At 35.9% G+C, this 19,644-nt stretch carries 13 protein-coding genes and 1 tRNA gene; 2 read left to right on the forward strand and 12 right to left on the reverse strand.

The features are described from left to right. Positions 1 to 88 precede the first annotated feature (88 nt). Together folB and BMY39_RS02135 are read left to right on the forward strand one after the other, a co-directional pair. Entirely contained in the window at positions 89 to 451 is a 363-nt protein-coding gene (folB, locus tag BMY39_RS02130; RefSeq protein ID WP_092574811.1) for a dihydroneopterin aldolase, read from the forward strand. Between the two features lie 50 nt (positions 452 to 501). Continuing rightward, positions 502 to 573, forward strand: a tRNA-Cys gene (locus BMY39_RS02135). A 32-nt stretch (positions 574 to 605) separates the two neighbouring features. Here the strand turns inward: BMY39_RS02135 and BMY39_RS02140 are convergent. The 12 genes from BMY39_RS02140 to BMY39_RS02195 all read right to left on the reverse strand — a co-directional run bounded on the left by BMY39_RS02140 (position 606) and on the right by BMY39_RS02195 (position 19,587). Then, positions 606 to 1,286: a LysE family translocator gene (locus BMY39_RS02140; protein WP_092577532.1), complete on the reverse strand. Its 681-nt coding sequence runs from the start codon at positions 1,284 to 1,286 to the stop codon at positions 606 to 608. Between the two features lie 131 nt (positions 1,287 to 1,417). Next, a complete protein-coding gene (locus BMY39_RS02145; protein WP_143064730.1) occupies positions 1,418 to 2,893 on the reverse strand; it encodes a T9SS type A sorting domain-containing protein in 1,476 nt (491 codons plus the stop codon). Between the two features lie 344 nt (positions 2,894 to 3,237). Beyond that, positions 3,238 to 6,528, reverse strand: a complete 3,291-nt coding sequence (locus tag BMY39_RS02150; protein ID WP_092574819.1) for a VCBS repeat-containing protein — start codon at positions 6,526 to 6,528, stop codon at positions 3,238 to 3,240. A gap of 112 nt (positions 6,529 to 6,640) precedes the next feature. Further along, positions 6,641 to 7,570 carry a glycoside hydrolase family 17 protein gene (locus tag BMY39_RS02155; RefSeq protein ID WP_092574824.1) on the reverse strand — a complete coding sequence of 310 codons (930 nt, stop codon included), beginning with the start codon at positions 7,568 to 7,570 and terminating at the stop codon, positions 6,641 to 6,643. Between the two features lie 13 nt (positions 7,571 to 7,583). Continuing rightward, positions 7,584 to 9,011 (reverse strand): MFS transporter, encoded by a 1,428-nt coding sequence (locus BMY39_RS02160; RefSeq protein WP_092574826.1) that lies wholly within the window; start codon positions 9,009 to 9,011, stop codon positions 7,584 to 7,586. A gap of 61 nt (positions 9,012 to 9,072) precedes the next feature. Beyond that, on the reverse strand, positions 9,073 to 9,984 hold the full coding sequence (locus BMY39_RS02165; protein ID WP_092574828.1) for a glycoside hydrolase family 17 protein: 912 nt from the start codon (positions 9,982 to 9,984) through the stop codon (positions 9,073 to 9,075). A gap of 56 nt (positions 9,985 to 10,040) precedes the next feature. Continuing rightward, on the reverse strand, positions 10,041 to 10,673 hold the full coding sequence (locus tag BMY39_RS02170) for a hypothetical protein (RefSeq protein WP_092574830.1): 633 nt from the start codon (positions 10,671 to 10,673) through the stop codon (positions 10,041 to 10,043). 34 nt (positions 10,674 to 10,707) lie between these two features. Then, positions 10,708 to 12,138 (reverse strand): MFS transporter, encoded by a 1,431-nt coding sequence (locus BMY39_RS02175; protein ID WP_092574833.1) that lies wholly within the window; start codon positions 12,136 to 12,138, stop codon positions 10,708 to 10,710. A gap of 27 nt (positions 12,139 to 12,165) precedes the next feature. Beyond that, entirely contained in the window at positions 12,166 to 13,659 is a 1,494-nt protein-coding gene (locus tag BMY39_RS02180) for a glycoside hydrolase family 30 protein (protein WP_092577539.1), read from the reverse strand. A gap of 19 nt (positions 13,660 to 13,678) precedes the next feature. Continuing rightward, a complete protein-coding gene (locus BMY39_RS02185; RefSeq protein WP_092574835.1) occupies positions 13,679 to 14,953 on the reverse strand; it encodes a glycosyl hydrolase family 17 protein in 1,275 nt (424 codons plus the stop codon). Between the two features lie 2 nt (positions 14,954 to 14,955). Next, complete coding sequence (locus BMY39_RS02190; RefSeq protein WP_092574837.1) at positions 14,956 to 16,164, reverse strand: glycoside hydrolase family 17 protein; 1,209 nt, start codon at positions 16,162 to 16,164, stop codon at positions 14,956 to 14,958. A gap of 12 nt (positions 16,165 to 16,176) precedes the next feature. Beyond that, entirely contained in the window at positions 16,177 to 19,587 is a 3,411-nt protein-coding gene (locus tag BMY39_RS02195) for a hypothetical protein (RefSeq protein ID WP_092574839.1), read from the reverse strand. Positions 19,588 to 19,644: the final 57 nt, after the last annotated feature.

A 19,644-nucleotide genomic window follows, 5' to 3' on the forward strand; every position in this document is an offset into this window, starting at 1 on the left:
CAATTATTAGTTTCTAACTAGAAACTCCATATATTAAACAAAAATATGGGCAAAATTAGGTAATTTTAGCGACTTAAAATCTGTTATAATGGGAATTATAAAAGTTTCGAATATTCGAGTATTTGCGCATCATGGCTGCCTTAAGGAGGAAACAAAAATAGGAAGTGAGTATCGTGTAGATTTAAAGGTTTCGGCCGATTTACAGACCTCCGCAAAAACTGATATGTTAGAGGATACAGTGGATTATGTTTTTTTAAACAAGGTGATTAAAGAGGAAATGGACAAACCTTCTAAATTATTGGAAACTGTTTCTAGAAGAATTCTAGATCGTATTTTTAACGAAGACGAACTGGTAAAAAAAGCAACTGTAAGTATTAGCAAGATAAATCCTCCGATAGGTGGAGATGTTGAAAAAGTTACTGTAAAGATGACGGATAAACGTAAAAAGTAATTTTATATAAGTAAAAGTCCTAATTTTTTTTACATTTGCAGCATCAATTAGGCGTCGTGGCCGAGTGGCTTAGGCACAGGTCTGCAAAACCTGCTACAGCGGTTCGATTCCGCTCGACGCCTCAAAAAAAAAGAGATACATGTGTATCTCTTTTTTATTTTATTGGATTCACTTTGTCGAACTGTTCTTTTATAAGTTCTTTTTCTTCTGGAAAAAACCCTTGAACCAATAATAAAACCCCAAAACCTAGAATTACTAATGCAATTAATTTTTTTGTTTTGAATATTAGCCTAGGGGTTAGCTTGTTTTTAAGCTTTTTTGCCACAACAATTTTTATAAGATCTACTAAAAAATAAACCAAGAGAATAGTAAAGAGAAAAGCAACAACACCATTTTCTGATTCTGTTATAGTATTGGCCAATACTATAAATGCCACCCAACCCAGCAGTACACCAATATTAATAAAATTTAATAAAAAGCCTTTTAAGAACAACTTCCCGTAACCTTTTTTAATTTCTACTTTATGATATTCCCTTACTATAGAGCGAAAGGATTTCGATGTTTTTATAAACGAAATTAGGCCATATGCCACCAAAAGTACGCCTCCAAAAATCAAAAAATTAGGGTCGTCTTTTATTTTATCTAATAGTTTATTGGTACTGAAAAACGCCACAATAATAAATAGAATATCAGCTAAAATAACGCCGCAGTCAAAAATCAATGCGCTTTTAAAACCCTTGGTGGCACTGGTTTCTAGGAGTACAAAAAATACAGGGCCTATTGTAAAGGCCAAAATTATACCAAAAGGTATTGCGGCAATTATATCGTCTAACATGTAATTTAAAAATTGCCCTACAAAGTAAAGAAATATTTTATAACCACTGTTTACCGCCAATCAATTAAGCACATAAAAAAAGCGCACCAAATATGGTGCACTTTAATTATCTAATACGTTTTTGTATTCTATTATTGCTTTACAAGCTTAACACTACTAGTACCAGAAACAGTTTCAATTTTTGCAAAATAGATTCCTTTCATAAGAGAGGCTCCATCTATCTTGGTCTCAATGGTATTTGGAGATAACATCATTACATTTTTCCCTAAAACATCATAAACTTTAATATTTGTAATTTTAGTATTTTGTGCTTTAATAGTCCAGCTTTCTTGTGTTGGGTTGGGGTAAACTGAAAATGATGTTGATTCAAAATCGTCTACACCTAAAACATTTGAAGTGCTAAAGTATATATTATCAAAATAGATTGTGCCTCCATCACTAGTAAATTTGGTTTCCTTAATATCTGTTCCATCCCATGTACCATTAGTTAAAGCCGCATAATTTGCAAAGTCAGATAAAGGAATGAAAACACTTGTCCAAGCACCAAGAACTAAAGGTTCGTCCTGTCCAGAAGGCGCTGGACCAAATCTATACCTTGGTTCTTCACCGCTTCCACAACAGATAGTCGCGGACAATGAATCATCTATTAAAAAAAATTCAAACCATGTACCTGAAACGGCATAATAGTCTAAATGCACATAGGTATATGCTGTAGTTACATCAATTGGAGTCCAGCCTGAACCAAAAAAATCTAAATTGGCTAGCTTACCTACTTTATTTCCACTAAGTGTTTCTTCGCTAATAGTAACGCCTCCGTTAAACGCGGTAAAGTTAAACCCTGGTAAGTCAGATTCGCCAACAGCTGATAATCCGCTATAAGCATACAAGTCTGTACCCGTAGAGGCAAGCTCCGATGGTGCATCTGTAGGGTCTTCAATACATGCGCTACAGTCGGGACCTCCACAATCAACACCAGTCTCGTCTCCATTCATAAGACCATCATCACATGTCGGTTCCGCGGGCGCGCCTCCAGTAACGACAATGTTATCCACAAGAAAAGTTCCTCCAGCCCCAACAAAAGCTCCAGCCGCCATATTAAAGTAAAAATATAATTCCGTTCCAGCATTATTAAATTCAGCTGGATTAGGCGTCATGTCAAAAGTTAGAGGAATCCATCCACCGCCTACGGCAACATCATTTTGAACGTTGTTGTGTGTTACAACAACTACACCTCCACCAACTTTAGAAACCTGAGTTTCAAATACTAAATTAGTACCAGTAAGGGCGGCATCAATTTTGACGTCCATCGATATACTCACGCTTCCAGAAGTACCAAAATCAAATGATGCATTATTATAGCGAAATATGTAAGCTCGCCCTGCAACATCAGAAGTATTAATACCTGATAATAAAGTTGCACCCGTAGGGTTTCCATTTGCATCGAAAGCAATATTGACTTCCGACGGATTTGAAGCAGCATCTGCAATTGGTGTCCAAACAGATTCTGAACCAGCTGCATCAAAAGACAGATTTAGCAATTCTGTTTGAGAAAAACCCAATGAAAAGCTCAAAAAAGTTAACAATAATAAAGTAATTTTTTTCATCATAATTTTGTTTTGATTAATTAATAATTATCTTAAAAGTTTAGTAGTTTCTCAAAGTTAAACCTCATTTATTGATAAAGTGGTATTTGACACCCCTACAATAAGTATACAATCTAGAAAAAACATATTCTGGTTTAACAAAAACAAAAAAGACACTGTTTAATGGTGTTTAGCGTGTTTCTAATCATCTCTAGCACGTATGAACTAGTTTTAAAACTCAGTAATGTTGTGGTAATGTTGTGGTAATGTTTTCAATTAGAAACACCATTCAATTAAAATGATAAGATTGATTGTGATTTTTAAAGAAAGAAAGGCTTAAAAATTGTATGTAAGTTTCAGATAAACAACTATTTATCTAACCTAAAAACAGAAATGGGTTCGTTGTTATTGGCTATTATTAAATACGTTTTACCATCAATATCTAAGGGCGTAATTTGCCTACTATCAGAAGGAACATAGAATCCACTTTCTTGTAAATTTGTAACTTCAAAATTATTGTTTCCATCGCCAATAAGAACACTCCCTATACCAGCGTCGTAACGTGTGGTTTCCACCTCAACACCGAAGTGATTTCCAACCGTTAGGATATCATTATTACCATCCTTATTTACGTCCATAACTAATGCAGATTTTATGGGCGCAATTTGTAATTCGTTTGGTAAAGCTTGCCTCAGTAGCTTTCCGTTATCATTTATTAGTATAATACTCTCAAAACTTTTGATTTCGTAAACTACCGCATCTTCCACTTTATTCTCGGGTAAAATTTCAACCAGTTTAGATGAAGCAAACGTGTGGTAATCCTTAAATTTTTCTGCTACATAGGGCATCTGTTGGCTAGTGCATTCTCTTCCTCTTACAGGAACATAATCATCTTTGTAAAACTTAGCTAAAACCACATCATTAGTACCGTTTTCATCAAAATCGTTAGCGTACAATTTAAAAGGATGCTCATTTGATGCCTTAAATTTATTGTTAAGTCCTAAATTACCTAAAATGTAATCGTCGTCACCATCATTGTCAAAATCGTTCGCCGTAATAGACCACCAAATACCTCTTGAATCCTCTAATCCATATTTTTCTGTTGCTTTTTCAAATAAACCCTTATCGTTTATTAGAATTTCTATATTCATCCATTCGCCGACTATTATAAGATCTTCATCTTCATCATTATCAATATCTGTGAAAACAGCATCTGTAACCATTCCAATATCCTGAAGGCTTGGAGCCTTATCAACTGATGCCTTAGTAAACTTTCCATTGTTATTGATGAGTATATAACTAGTAGGAGGGAAGCCATATTTACCGGAAATAAGACGCACACCAACAAACAAATCTAGATCACCATCTTTATCAATATCAGAGGTTTTTACACATTGTGAGCTTTCAAAAATATTTGGCAGTGCATTGCTTGTTGTAAATAAACCTGAGCCATCGTTGAGGTAAAGCCTATCTTTAAGTAAGGCATCACCTCTTTTATATTCGCTTCCTCCACTGGCAACATACAAATCTAAATCACCGTCATTATCAGCATCAAAAAATAATGCCTGCAGATCTTCTGCTGCCTTATCTGATTGCCATGGTTGTGATTGGGCTTCTACGAAGTTTCCTTCTTTGTTTTGAATATATAATATGCCGCTTTGTCCTGCAGCACCGCCAATAAACAGATCTTCCAGATTATCACCATTTACATCAGAAACTGCCATAAAAGGTCCATTTTGTGAAACATTATGTGGTAATAAAATCTCACGCTGATACTCGTTAAAATCATTTTCTTTGTGCGAATAACGTATTCCCAGTTCGGCCGGATTTACGCTAGATATAATTGTTTCCGGAGTTATTTGGCTTCTTTCCTCCTTACGAGACTTCGAGTACTTCGCTGTTAGTTCAATATTTGCGCCTATATCCTTAAAACTATTTGTTTTGCCATCTGGCCATATCACCTCAACCTTATCAACATTAGTGTCTTTTCCTAATCCAAAAAACAATCCGGGTTCAACAGAAGAGAGATAACCGCGACTAACCGTATTCTCTGCTACTTGCTTTTTACCGTTATGATGTATAATAACCTTGGTGCCATAGCCAAATTTATTGTTTTCAGACCCTTCTAAAGTAACTTTTAAAAAGTTTCCTGATGCATTATTCTTATACACGAATGCAACTGCATCCATATTGTTAATTACTACGTCTAAATCGCCATCATTATCTAAATCGCCATAGGCCATTCCGCTCGAAAAACCAGGAAAATCGAAACCCCAATCCTTTGCCACCTTCTCGAATTTCAAATCACCCATATTCTTGAAAGCATAATTGGACAAAGGAACAGAGGGGGCTTTCTTAGCCATTTCGTAAAACTCTTGAGATCCTGTTTCGAGCTTCTGATTTAATTCCACTAAAAAATCATTATTTCTTACATCTTTTTTAACACCATTGGAAATAATAATATCTCTATTACCGTCATTATCCAGATCAACCAATAAGCCTGCCCAACTCCAATCTGTTTTAGCAATACCTGCTATATTCGATACATCGGAAAAACTCTTGCCTCCTCTATTTATTTGTAAGGTGTTTGTCATGTATTGATAGTGATTACCAGCGTTAACCAGACTATCGAACTTAGCGGTGCTCATTGAACCCATATTTGTTTTGGATCTGTAATGATCAGCAGCCGCCATATCGAGGGTAATTAAATCTGTAAACCCATCATTATTAATATCTCCAGTATCGGTACCCATGCTAAATTGGGAGATGTGTTTTATTTTTTCATGAATTACATTTTTGAATGTGCCATCGCCATTATTGTAATACAAGAAATCTGGTCCATCATAGTCATTTGCTATGTAAAGATCTACCCATCCATCATTGTTGAAGTCGGCTGCACTTACGCTTAATCCATATGTTAATTCCCTAGAAATACCAGCGTTTTCGGAGACATCGTAGTATCTACCTCCCTCATTTTTATACAATTTATCACTGTAAAATTTCTCACGTTCTTTAGGAATATTAATGTAACGCATAAAAAGCCTTGCGTCTGGAAGTTGATTTACTTGATACATATCTAAATCCCCATCATTATCCATATCGAAAAACACTGCTTGAGATGAAAAGCCGGCATCTGCAAGCCCATAAGCCATTGCAGACTCTGTAAACGTAAGGTCTTGGTTATTGATGTATAATTGATTTTTACGGTCTTCGGGAACCATTGATTCGCCATTTCTGGAAACATAAATGTCTAAATACCCGTCCGAATTTACATCGGCCATCGTAACACCCCAAGACCAACCAGAATTTCGAGCTACTCTCGATTTCTTCGTTATATCCTCGAATTGAAAATTTCCTTTATTTAGAAATAATCTATCTGATACCTGATTGCCACAGAAAAAAATATCTGAAAGACCATCGTTGTTAATATCGCCAATTGCTACTCCAGCACCACTATAGATTTGATTGTAGTATAAATGGTTCACCTTTTCAGATTCCTTGATAGAATTATTGAAGTCAATTCCTGTGGTTTCTGAATCTAATAAAGTAAAGCCTCCAACAAGTGTTTCAGGATATAAGTCTCGAACTGGTTCTTGGCAAGAAACCAGGACAATGCTAAGTAACACACTTATTTTCAAATAAATGAACTTAATTTTCATTTGTATAAACCGTTTTTAAATTTTATTAAGGTGTTTTGTTCGCAAGTAAATATTATTATAAAAATATCAAAAAAAAGAACTTAATTTTTGATATACTTCTAAATTTCAGGTCCTAAACAAACCTATTTCTGTTTCTTAAAGACAATGGCTTTTTATAAAACTTAGGGATTTCATTCTTGTCCCATAAACCCCAATATGCGCCAACATCTCCTTCGGTTCCAACTTTCCACGACTCATCAAATGATGAAAAATAGAAAATGTCGATATCTTCTTCTTGAGCCCATAATTGCGTATTTATAAAATACTTCATTGCATTGTCTTTAGATGGAAATGCGCTATTAATACCGTTGCCTTCACTAGGCCATCCTGTTTCAGATATTATCACCTTCTTACCGTTACCTGCTTTAAGGGCTTTATTGTACATATCCTTCATATAAATTAGAGCATACTCAATGCTACAACCTTCCCAGTATGGGTAACAATTGGCTAAAATAACGTCACAGGCCTCTGTAATTTTTGGGCGTAACGTGAACTCATAATAGGCATCAACATAGCCTACTGGAATATTGTTAATGTCCTTTTTCACATCATAAATAAAACTCAATAATTCATCTTCAGTTAAGTCTCCCCTGTACATCACCTCATTTCCTACGGCAGCAATATCAACAGCGTCGTTTTTCGCTAATTCCTTCAATCCTGCAATTTCTTTTTGATTAATTTCGGGATCATCACCTAACCAGGCACCTACCATAGTTTTCATGCCCATTTCTTTAGCTATTATCGGAATTAGTTCATTACCTTCTGTACAAGAAAACGAACGTACCCATTTTGTATAAGGTTTAATAATTTTTAAACGTCGTCTAATCTGTTTTTCTGAAAGCTGATCTCCTGGTTGTTGTCCTTCTTTATATGGACTAAAACCTATACCATGCATACCGCCTTTTAAAATTCGTTTAAAACAGTTTTGGAGGCCTTTTGATGTTTTATTATCTAAATTATATCCAGATAACGACATCAATTTATGCGATCTATACGAGGACATTTTCTGTAATTTTTTAATTTAATTCTTTCTCTTTTCTTTTATTTAATTCTGCTCTTATCACGTTAGCACGTTCTTCAGTAACATCATAGTCATGCATTATATACATAGCAAATAGTGTTCCTGCCATCGGAAAGAAGCAAAAGAATGCATGCAATCCATCAACAGCAGTTTGTTGATCTACTGTTGCCAAATCTGGATTGAAGCCCACAATGGCAATAATAATACCGCTAAGTCCTCCTGCTATTGCAAAACCAACCTTAACCATCCACCAGTAAATAGCGCCAAAAATACCTTCTCTTCTCAATCCAGAGTTTAATTCATCAATATCAATAACGTCAGCCGTCATAGACATCATAATGGTAAACAAGCTACCTATTCCGAAGGAAAAAAACGGTAATGCAATAATGTACATCCACGGTTTGCCGGGAACAAATAAAAACCATAGCATTATATACCCTATAACAGAGATACCCTGAGACAATAAAAACGCATTTTTTTTACCCATAATTTTAGACATCCAAGTAACTATAGGAATTACAATAAAGGTTGTACCCAAAGCACCTATACACCCAAATAAGGACACCCAAATACCGCTTGCCGCGGCATCGCCGTTAAACAATTTATATACAATAACAAAAAAGGTAAGTGCTGCAACAGTGTTGAAGGCATTAAAAATTAAAAAAGTAGCGGCGCACAGTTTCCTAAACTCTTTAATCTTGAAGGCTTCGATAAAACTACGCAGTATATTAATTAAGCTACTGCCTACACTTGCTATATTCAAAGGCTCATAATCTTCGTTAACAGTAGATTTGCTCTTAATGAATAATGCTGGAACCATTGCGCAAATGGTACAAGGAATGGCTACCCAAATTGCTAGTTCTCTTGCCGCGACATCTGCAGACGGAAACCATTCTGGGTCGTACATTATAATCCAAAAAAGTGGTGCAATTACCCATGCCCATTGCCCAATCCACTGAGCCACTGCCATGATATTTGTGCGCTCATGAAAGTCATCGCTCATCTCATAGCCCATAGCAACGTAAGGCACGCTAAAAAACGTAAGACCCAAATAAAAAAGAATAGACCATAAGAAAAAATACCAAAAATTATAATCGAGACTATTGTCCTTATACAGTTGCCACATAAATACATACGCAATACCCATCATGATTGCGCCGATTAAAACATATGGTCTTCTACGTCCCCATTTTGATTTAGTATTGTCTGAAACATAACCCATTATAGGATCTGTAATCGCATCAAATATTCTTGGAAAGAAATAAATTAATGACCACATCCACCCTGGAAAACCCAAGTCTTGTACCAAAACCACCATGAATATACCCAGAATAGCAGGAAACATTTGGTTGGCTAGCATACCAATACCAAAGGCCACCTTTTGTCCTGTTGACACTTTTTTTCTAGATATTATTTCACTCATTTACTTCATAAAGTTATTTTAATATGTTGTCATGCATTACAACAAAACATTCTATTTGTTTTTAAAATTTTAAATTCTCATGCTTATCCCAAAGCCCCCAATAGGCACCAACATCACCCTCGTCACCAGTTTTCCATGATTCATCGAAAGATGAAAAGTAAAAAACAGGAATGTCGTTTTCTTTGGTCCATCTAATTGTATCTATAAAATACTTCATAGCCCCTTCTTCTGTAGCTATTGCTCCATCAAGTCCTCCGCCTTGACTAGGCCATCCTGTTTCAGTAATAATTATAGGTTTTCCTTGGGCCGCATCTATAACAGAACCATACATCGCTTGCATATGACCTAAAGCATACTCTATAGGACAACCTTCCCAATACGGATATAAATTAGCCAAAACCACATCAGTACTTTCAACCAAAATTGGATGTCTTGAAAATTCGTAATAGGCATCTACATAGCCAACGGGGATATCTAATCCTGAGAGCGCTTCTTTAACACGGTTTATATAACCAACTAACTCTTCTAAAGTTAAATCGTTTCTATATAACACTTCATTACCTACTGCAGCAACATCTACGTGCCCAGCTTTAGCCAATTCAATTAAACCCTCTATTTCCCTTTCATTATCGGTTTTATCATCGCTAAGCCATGCCCCAACCAATGTTTTTAATCCATGCTTTTTTGCCATCATTGGCACAAATTCATTTCCTTCAATGCATGAAAACGATCGAATAGCACCCACATAAGGCTTTAATATTTTGATTCGCTCCTCTACTTGAGCCTTACTAATGTCGTCCCCTGGAGACTGCCCGTCTCTATACATACTAAAGCATATACCGTGAAACCCGTCATGAATAGTTTTATGCCATAGCGCCTTCAATTCTTCTAATGAATAGTCTTCTAGGTTAATACCTTTTGTGGCAATTTGACTGTAATTAGATGTATAATATGATTTTTCTCTGTAAGACATTGCTAAATTGTTTTATTTAATTATTCATTTTTAGTTTAGAAATAATTCATTTCTATCTAAAACACTCCTCTACAATTTTTACGGGTATATATTTTTATTCTATCTACTTCTTTTGCTCCAGCGGGTATTTCTTCAAGTTCTAATCCAGGATAATCGTCTGCTGCTTTCCAATTTACAATGGTAGTAGTAAAAAAATCTGAAGCTTCTGTGTCTGCTTCATAAACTATCAAATCGTAAGCTTCTCCTAAGTCTCCCCCAAAACGAGTAACTACCTGCCATTCGCCATCCCGTTTATAGGATGTGTTTGTATGGTCTGATTGTGGATAATAACGATCATCCGTTGGCCGTATTAGCACCCAAATATCCTTTTCGTTGCCTTCTGGATATACACCCATTGTAAGAATTCTGCAATCCACGGAGTCTTTATCTATTGGGGAAATAACTTTTGCCGTACTTACTGGACCTTCAATTCTTAGCTTATTACCAATAGAAATTTGTTCAATTTGTCTGTTGTACTTTACAAGATCAGATGAGTAGCTCGAATAAATCAATACTAAAACCCCTATGATTCCTGATGGTATTCCAAATTTGGTGCTAATAAATGATGCACCTGAGTTCTTTTTTATACTGCTAAGGATTGCAATTAATATCAATACAATTCCTACTATAATTAATACTTTTGTTGACATTATATTCTGGTTTTTTAGTTAGACGCTTGCGCAATTACAGAACGCCTCTTTTTTCCTCTAATTCAGCTTTAATTTCTCTTGCTCGTTCTTCGGATAAACTGTATTTCCACATTACCCAAATTGCCAAAGCTGCCGTTACCACGGGTATAACTATATCTGCTATTCTAAGTTTTGTTAATGTGTCTGCAGTTTGTGTCGCGGCATTACCATCAAAACCTATTAAACTCAATACAAGACCTCCTAAAACCAATGCTAAGCCTTGACCAAGCTTTACAACCCACCAGTACAAGGCTCCAAAAGTTCCCTCTTTCCTAGGTCTGCCGTTTCTAAGTTCATCTAAATCACAAACATCCGCGGTCATACTCATCATTAACGTAAATAAACTTCCTAAACCGAATGACATTAAAGGGATTGGAATAAATGATAACCAAACATTATCTGGTGTAAAAGACCACCACTTTAAAATATACCCAATAATAGAAAGTGCTGTTGAGATAATAAAAGCTTTCTTTTTACCCCACTTTGTAGCCATTTTTGACACAATTGGAATAACTAGAAATGCCGACACCAAAGCTCCAATGGAACTAAACCATGCTGGCCATGTTGCTGTTGCCTCGTAACTTCCATTAAAAATATAAAAAACGAAAATAAAGAAGCTAAAAGATGCCACAATTTGGTAACCATTAAATACTAAAAATGTTGCCCCACATAATTTCATAAAAGGCTTATTCTTAACAGCTTCTCCTATACTTTTAAATAAGTCTTTCATATTAGCCATTATATTTTTAAGTGATAGGGGTTTTCTATCTCCCATATTACCAGTATCTATACCTCTACAAAAAATGGCTGGTAATATTCCTAATATTAAACAAGCAATACCAACATAAATAGCCATTGTTCTTACTCCTTCAGCTTGATCTTTAAATATATCAGGGTCTGCAATAATTACCCAAAACCAAGGCACTATTACCCAAGCTATTAAGCCTACTGTTTGAGAAAAAGCCATCAATCGTGTTCTCTCGTTGTAGTCTGAAGTCATTTCATACCCTAAGCCTACAAGAGGTGTAGCAAACATGGTATTTCCAATTAAGAATACCATGGACATTATTAAAAAATACCAAAAGTTGAAGTTAGAAGAGTTGTTCTCGTCTAGTTGCCATAGAAGCACAAATGTTATAGCGCTTAAAATACCTCCAACAAAAATATAGGGTCTACGCCTGCCCCATTTTGAACTTGTATTATCAGAGACGAATCCCATAATAGGATCAGTAATTGCATCAAAAAATCTAGGTAATCCTCCCAAAAGGCCTGCTAAAAATGGATCCATACCAAAAGCAGTTAGCAAGAAGAACATGAAGAAACCTAATGCTCCAGGATACAGGTTTAAAACCAAGTGTCCTGCTCCAAAAGCTGCTTTTTGCCCTAATGGTACTCTATCGCTTGCTGCTGTTTTTACGTTTGACATATCTTTTTGATTTAGTTAGTTTTCATTTTAGGTTTTCGGAATTACAACAGTTTGAATTGCTTGCGCATCTATTGCAAAACCAACATTTTTGCCATTTAGTGATAAGCTAATAGATTTAGGGGTTTTTGTTTCATTAAAGAGTACTACTACAGTTGAACCGTTAGGGTTTACAGCTGCAGTTGCCATTAATTGCTCATCAGAGTTCTCTAATCCAATAACTTTAGCCTCTGGCCTTATGTATTTGCTAAAATGCGCCATGGTATAATACAAAGGTGTGAAGTACACCTCATCAGTATCTGGATTCACAATTACTGGCGCAATACACCAATTTTTAAACCAGTTTGGTCCTCCTTTAGTGTCCAAAACCATATTCCAATCTACCCAACCATCAACCCAATTATTTAAGCAACCAATAATATCCCTGGCGTAACGGTTTACTGGGGCATATTTCGGGTGCATGTGCTTGTCTTCTTCTGGTGCCCATTGAAAACCCCAGTCGGTAGCTTCTTTCTTCCAGTACCAAGCATCATCATTCCAAACAGGAACCTCAGCATCCACACAAGCCTCAGATTGAATTAAAAGTTTATTTGGAGCTTTGTTATGAGCATACTGTAATTCTTCAGGAAAATAATGAAATGTACTTGCATACCAATGAATGGCGGTACCATCAAAATATTTAGAAGTTGCTTCATTTTTAAATTGAGCATCAATCCATTCCTTTAAATGTTCCCTGTTTTGATCGTAGCCCAAAATTTTTAAATCACCTTTTCCATCTGCCTCCAGTTTTGGCCCTAAATGATTCATAACAAAGTTGGTCATTTCATCTGGCGTGAAATGCATACTTTCCCAGTTGTTGCCGTTTCCTAGTGGTTCGTTTTCAACCGTAAAACCCCAAATATCAATACCTTCAGCTTTATAAGCATCTGCATACTTCGAAAAAAACAAAGCCCAACTGTCATAATATTCGGGTAGCAACTTACCACCAACCCATGCGTTATTATCTTTCATCCATGGCGCGGCTGTCCATGGTGACCCAAAAATTTTAAAGCCATCTGAAGACGCTGCCATGGCTTCTTTTATGAACGGAATTAAATCATCTTTATCCTCTTCAATAGAAAAATGTTCTAGATTTTTATCGCCTTCAACAGGTGTATAAGAATAGTTGCTTAGAGCAAAATCACAAGAATTCATATGGGTTCTTGTTAACGAATAATGCGCACCTTCTTTACTGAAATAGGCATTGATAATCTTTTTTCGATTTTCTTTACTTAGCTTATTTAATAAGTATGCCGATGCCTCTGTAAATGCACCTCCAAAACCTGTGATGGTTTGAAACTTTTGCTCAGGATTTAAGTTGATAACGACTTTCTCTTCAGTAGTTTTAAACTGAGTGATCTTAGACAATTTATGCCCCCCCTCTGAAGTTTCAAAAACTTCAATTGCCAATGTTTTATCTTCTGTATTACAACCTATCATAAGCAATGCTACCGTAAAAACCGTTATGTATTTTATAACTTTCATTGAACTAAGTTTATTACTATTAATTTGCATGCCATTCCTCGGCATTTGGAGGAACTTCAACATCTTTCATCATAGCGTCTTTATCTCCGTTATAGGTTTTTGTTATCCGGTTGCCATTTCGTGTTAGCCCATCAAATGTTCCTTTGTCCACTTCGCCCCAAAGTGCATATTTTGCTTTTCCATCAACTTTGAACAACCCAAAGTGTTTTTCAGAATTTCCTGAGTTTTCTCCACCTTTCCATGGCTCGTCAAAGCCTTCAAAGTAAAAACATGACATACCAGCCCCGTTAGTCCAATCTCTCATATGCTGATAATACAAGGCTTCTTTGTATTCATCACAAGCTTTTGAGCCTGTTGTACCATAATGTCCTGAAGAGAAACTCGCCCATCCTGTTTCGCCAATGTGAATTGGCTTGTTAACTCCAAGACTTTCCATATATTTCTTCACATTAGCTGTTTGGGTGATGGCATATTCCTTAGCCCTTAACATGGATATTTCTATTTTTTCCATATCTGTTTTACCTTCAAGACCATCTTGATTTAACCAAAATTCAGGTTGATAATGTGTATCATGCATAGGGTAGGTGTGAACCGAAAGAAAATCTACTGCCTTGATTAAATTGTTCAAATCTTCAACATGGTATTCCTCGCCGCCACCGCCCCAAGAGGCAAAATTATCGGAACTTGTTACCCATACATCCTGAGATAACTTTCCTTCTTTCTTTAAATCTTGAAGATAATTCACCCATTTCAAGATTACCCAAGGCTCAACATAATAACTGGCTGCCCATTTTACCATAGCTTCGTTACCTACAGCAATTACTTTTACAATATCTGGATACTGGTTTGCTAGAGCAACAGCTTTTTCCATTTGTGGTTTATTGGCTTCACTTTCTTCGTTATGAATTGGTTCTTGGTCTGTCCAAGCATTTTTACAGTCAATCCAAGCACCCAACATTACATACATTTCAAAACTTGGGTCGTTTGCTTTTAGCTCGCTTATAGCTTGTAAAAGATTTTCGGCTTGGGGCAAATGCACTTTGTAGGTACGAACTATTCTGATACCCATAGCATGCAGAATTTTCATGTCGTCCTTAAGTTCTTCTAGTGTAGGCTCAATACTATGATCGGCATACCTATATCCTCCATAAGACATGGCCAAATACTTTGGGTTTCCCAAAATATCTTTTGCGGTTAGTTGCTTGTTTTCTTCTCCTTTGTTCACATTACTCTTTTTGGAATTATTGCAAGACCACATAAAACAGGCTAATAGTATGATTAGAACCTTTTTCATAATTAATAATTAAATGTCATTTCAGTTCTTAACGGTGGAATATGAACTTCTGAAAGTAAATCTTCCTTGCTCCCGTTATACGTTTTGGTAATTGAACGACCGTCTCTGGTTAAACCCTTAAAAATACCCTTGTCCACCAAATCCCAAATGGCATATTTTGCTTCACCTTTTAGATTAATTAGCCCAAAATGGTTTTCAGATCCTAAAGGGTTATTAGCGTCTTTCCATGGTTCATCAAATGCTTCAAAATAAAAACAAGATATCTCTTCGCTATTTGTCCAATCTCTCATCAACTGAAAATATCGTCCTGATTTATATTCGTCTGCCGCTTTTGAACCATCGGCCCCGTAATGTTCGTTAGATAAAGTAGCCCAACCTGTTTCGCCTATATGAACGGGCTTGTTAATACCCAAACGCCTCATATAATTTACCACTGCATCAAATTGTTGTTGAGAAAACAGTAAAGCGCGTTGCATTGCCGATTCTATCTTCTCTAGATCTGATAATACTGCCTCTTCCTCTGGAACTAACCAAAATTTAGGATTATAATGTGAATTATGCATAGGGTAGGTGTGCATTGAAATATAATCTACTGCTCTAATAAGCTCATTTAAATCTTCGGTGTGATAGATTTTGTCACCACCGCCCCAAGACGAAAAATCATCTGAACTCGTTATCCATAGGTCCTTGGATAATTCTCCTTCTTTTTTTAAGTTTTGTAAATGATTTACCCATTTAAGTATAACCTTAGGACGCACAAAATAACTTGTGGCCCAGTGCACCATAGCTTCATTACCAACAGCAATAATTTTTACAATGTCTGGGTACTGTTTTGCTAGTGCCACGGCCCTGTCTATTTCACCAGCATTTTGTTCGCTTTCAATCTCATGGTTAGGCGCCAAATCTGTCCATGCGTTCTTACAATCAATCCACGCACCCAACATTACATACATTTCAAAACTTGAGTCTTTAGCTTTTAACTCCGATATCGCTCTCAATAGGTTAGGGGCTTGCTGTAATTGCACATTATAAGTTCGCAATATCCTAACGCCCATTGCAAACAATATTTTCATATCGTCCTTAAGTTCAGATATCGTAGGTTGAATATCTCGAGTTTTATGGCGATAACCCCCATAGGAAATAGCTAAATAATTAGGGTTTCCTAATATATCCGCAGCTGTAATATGTTTTTTTTTGTTAGATCTCATCATTTCGTTAGGCCTCTATTTTACTATAGAAACGATAATTTTATTTACTTCGCCCTTTCTTTCAAAAATTGATTTGGAAGCTGCCCAATCTAGCTCTAGCGAATCGAAAACTACAAGTCTACCATTATTGAAAAACACCTGTGTCTTTTCTTTGTCAGACAATTTGTAGACAATCGGCACTTGGCAATAAGTAAACCCTAAAGTGTTTTCTTCCATTGCCATTTCTTCAGTTTCTCCTTTTACATTAGTGAAAATGAAAACTGAAGATGCTTTTAAGAACTCCTTGGTTTGTAACAAACTAGGTTTGAAGCTTAATTTTCCGTCTTTAACAAAAACGCCTAATTCGCCAAAACGACTCAGAATATCTTCTTTTACTTGCCCCGTCATTCCAGGCTGTTGTGCACCTTTTGTAGCCGGCGTATGCGAATATGGATCGGTTGGGAAAGCTCCATATAATTCTGGTGATTTATGTACGCCAATACCTGCATTAATTTCGTAATAATGATCTAATAGTCTGCCAACAACTTCTGGTGTTTCGTTAGTGTCTACTGCAAGCAAACAATTCTCTTGAACAGCCAATAATAATTTCGACACCATATGCCAATAAATTGAGCCTAAACCTTCATAACCAAAGAAGGTTCCGGAACGCCCCGTGAAGGATTTATGGTCAAAAATATCCTCAAATAATTGCAGTAAAGCCCCTTCTTCCTTTTCAACTAAACCTTGATAAGAATCATCTAAATTTGATAATGCTGTTTTTAAACTATTAGCATTGTTAAAGTTGCCATTAAAGTGATACCCACCTTTAATATCTTTCTCAATTATGTGTCGGTTTCCATCCTCCAGCAATCGCTTTAATAAAAGTGATTGGTTAACTTTTTCCGAAGGAATATTGTTCTTTTTATCAAATCTTGGTAGCTCTTTATTTGGGTATAATATATAGCTGTATTGATCTTCTCTAAATAGTGCGCTTTCTTTTAAACCATCTAATAAATTGAGTGCCTGAGCAGGGGAGAGATAACCCGAACTTAAAGCCGCAACCTGACCTTCTAACATTTCCGATAGATAAGAGATAGAAACCTCATCATGGTTCTCAACCGTCATTAAATTATAGGCGTGATACATGTTGTCATCACGCTTATTGGCACCAATACTATGTTCTAAATATGATTTTGTAACTTCAATAAAACTAGAAATTTCATCTAGGCTTAATATTGATTTCTTACTTGTAAAACCTTCTTTATAAATGGTTTCTCTATAATTGCTTCCCGCATTTCCTAAGCCATCAAGTACAGTTTTACGGTCTTTATCTGAAATCGGACCTGATAAAATGTTGGCATTATCTTGAAGCGTTGCCTTAACTTTACCAAAAAATGTTAATAGTTCTTCTGAAATCGTAACTTCTTTTATTTCAGTTTTAGCAACGATTTTTTCAAAGAAATTTAAAAACCTGTAAATGTAATACAGGGTCACCATAGATACGCCATTACCAACCAAAGCGTTGTTAGCGTCGTTCCATTCAGGACGTTGTGTGTTTAACCAAATACCGCCTTCTGGAATAAAATTAGAAATTTTTGAAAGTACTGTAGCCAGTAATTTTTCAATAAAATTAACTTTATGAATACCGTCTTTTTGGTTTCTTAGCAATGCACCATCTGCACCAATTTCCTTTCTTCTCTCGTTGATTAATGCATCTAACTTGTGATCGAAATCAATAGTGTCTTTAGGGTTTTTTAATGTATCTGCATAGCTTTTGATTTTGTATGGCACATTGGCATATACAAATACATCCTGATTGAAACGCTTTTCTAGAGCATTGGGGTAGTGGTTTTGGATAATCTCTAGAAACTTTAGTAAATAAATAATTTGATGATCGCCCCAATAACCAATGTAAGACCAAGGATCATGTTCTTCTATAACCTCCCAATCAAAACCATCTTTAGTCACACGATAAGGATTGTACCCTTCAAAAGTTGTAGCGTTTAAAAACTTGTGAATCATCCCTTCCAGAAACTCAGGATATGACAGCGATAGCGCTTCCCAATTTTGGAAAATATCGCGCCAGTTGCCTTCGTAGTCTAAAATTTTAGATCCATCTACTTCACTTCGGGTATTAATAGAAAATTTATTCCATGGACGACTTGGGTCACCATGTCTTCTACTGAACTTTAGAGGTAAATATTCAAAACATAAACGTTTGAAGTTTGTATTGCTACTTTTTTCAGCAAATCCATAAATATCATTAATACTAAAGTTTTCGGGTAACGTAGTTAAAGTGTTTTGTTTTTCCTTGTAAACTTGATTATTTGCCTTTAAAATATAAGTAATGAAATCTCCCTTTTCAATAGTGTAGCCGTCATCAAAAATACCACCTCTCATAATATTGAAAAGCGTATTAGAAAAATGACGCACGTTAATTAAGGGGTCTTCTGTGACCTGCAACCCATCTGACGCTGCGGCTAACTTTATCAAGTTCTCGGTTCCTAGATCAATGTTTTTTTGAACCAGAGCATCTAAGTTGGTTTCATTTTTTATTAGCTCACAAATCTCTACCACATCTGAAATTGATTGATTTACATTGGCAGCAAACAACCAGCTTTCTTTGTCTCCAGCAGGTATTTCTAAATCAGCTGAAACAAAATAAGCGCCTTTTTCCGCTTTAACATCCACTTCTTCAGTAATACTTTCTCCTCTTCTAAAATTATCCAACTGCAAAGATGAAATAAGATGTGTGGGGTTTTCTAATCCTGTAGACCAAACTATATTTGCTTTTAAAGCCTCACTAGGTTCTGCTTTGTCAACTATTACCGCACTAAGCGCATAAATACCTAAGCCTGCATCTTGTTGAAGTTCACTTTTCTTGTAGGCATCCACTAAATTACTTCTACTATTCTGCAAATCGGCTGTTACGCTTGCAGGCAAAAGATTCTGTAAGCCATCAAGGACCGTTACTTTAAGAGTCGCATCTGAGTTGTTAATTAAGGATGCCTTTTTAATAAACCCATATTTATTACTAGAATTCCACTCATATCTATAAGTAATGCCAATATCTGTATTCTGTTGTTCAAAGATTATTTTATTGCCATAGATGTTCTTGTAAAGATTGGTTTCTGTTTTGTAAATGCCCATTTGACGAATTGAAAAAGGTTCCCAAATACTGGATTTTCCTTCAATATCAATCTGAAGAATCGTCTTACTCCCGGTAAACTCCGCCATTTCAGTGATTTTGTCGTCTGTGTAGTAAGGAAACAGTGAGTACTCAGCATTTTTACGTCCCGCCGTTAAGCCACCGTTACTTGAAATAAACATCCAATGGTTAGAGTCGCTTACGATACTCATAAAAAACGGTCGCATCTTATCACTATTGGAAATCTTATAGAATTGCTCGCCATCGAGATTTACTAATTCTCCCTTTACCCCTTTCATTTGGTTAAAAATTTTTGGTTTGTCTTTTAAGACTATTGTGGTTATTATAGTTTGGTA

It is taken from the genome of Hyunsoonleella jejuensis (assembly GCF_900111025.1).
GTDB classification, from domain to species: Bacteria; Bacteroidota; Bacteroidia; order Flavobacteriales; family Flavobacteriaceae; genus Jejuia; species Jejuia jejuensis.

What these genes read in the sequence shown, in the direction of transcription:
- BMY39_RS02190 (WP_092574837.1), bottom strand. Translation starts at nt 16,164, where the DNA reads ATGATGAGATCTAACAAAAAAAAACATATTACAGCTGCGGATATATTA.
- BMY39_RS02165 (WP_092574828.1), bottom strand. Translation starts at nt 9,984, where the DNA reads ATGTCTTACAGAGAAAAATCATATTATACATCTAATTACAGTCAAATT.
- BMY39_RS02160 (WP_092574826.1), bottom strand. Translation starts at nt 9,011, where the DNA reads ATGAGTGAAATAATATCTAGAAAAAAAGTGTCAACAGGACAAAAGGTG.
- BMY39_RS02180 (WP_092577539.1), bottom strand. Translation starts at nt 13,659, where the DNA reads ATGAAAGTTATAAAATACATAACGGTTTTTACGGTAGCATTGCTTATG.
- BMY39_RS02140 (WP_092577532.1), bottom strand. Translation starts at nt 1,286, where the DNA reads ATGTTAGACGATATAATTGCCGCAATACCTTTTGGTATAATTTTGGCC.
- BMY39_RS02170 (WP_092574830.1), bottom strand. Translation starts at nt 10,673, where the DNA reads ATGTCAACAAAAGTATTAATTATAGTAGGAATTGTATTGATATTAATT.
- BMY39_RS02175 (WP_092574833.1), bottom strand. Translation starts at nt 12,138, where the DNA reads ATGTCAAACGTAAAAACAGCAGCAAGCGATAGAGTACCATTAGGGCAA.
- folB (WP_092574811.1), top strand. Translation starts at nt 89, where the DNA reads ATGGGAATTATAAAAGTTTCGAATATTCGAGTATTTGCGCATCATGGC.
- BMY39_RS02145 (WP_143064730.1), bottom strand. Translation starts at nt 2,893, where the DNA reads ATGATGAAAAAAATTACTTTATTATTGTTAACTTTTTTGAGCTTTTCA.
- BMY39_RS02185 (WP_092574835.1), bottom strand. Translation starts at nt 14,953, where the DNA reads ATGAAAAAGGTTCTAATCATACTATTAGCCTGTTTTATGTGGTCTTGC.
- BMY39_RS02150 (WP_092574819.1), bottom strand. Translation starts at nt 6,528, where the DNA reads ATGAAAATTAAGTTCATTTATTTGAAAATAAGTGTGTTACTTAGCATT.
- BMY39_RS02195 (WP_092574839.1), bottom strand. Translation starts at nt 19,587, where the DNA reads ATGAAAGGGGTAAAGGGAGAATTAGTAAATCTCGATGGCGAGCAATTC.
- BMY39_RS02155 (WP_092574824.1), bottom strand. Translation starts at nt 7,570, where the DNA reads ATGTCCTCGTATAGATCGCATAAATTGATGTCGTTATCTGGATATAAT.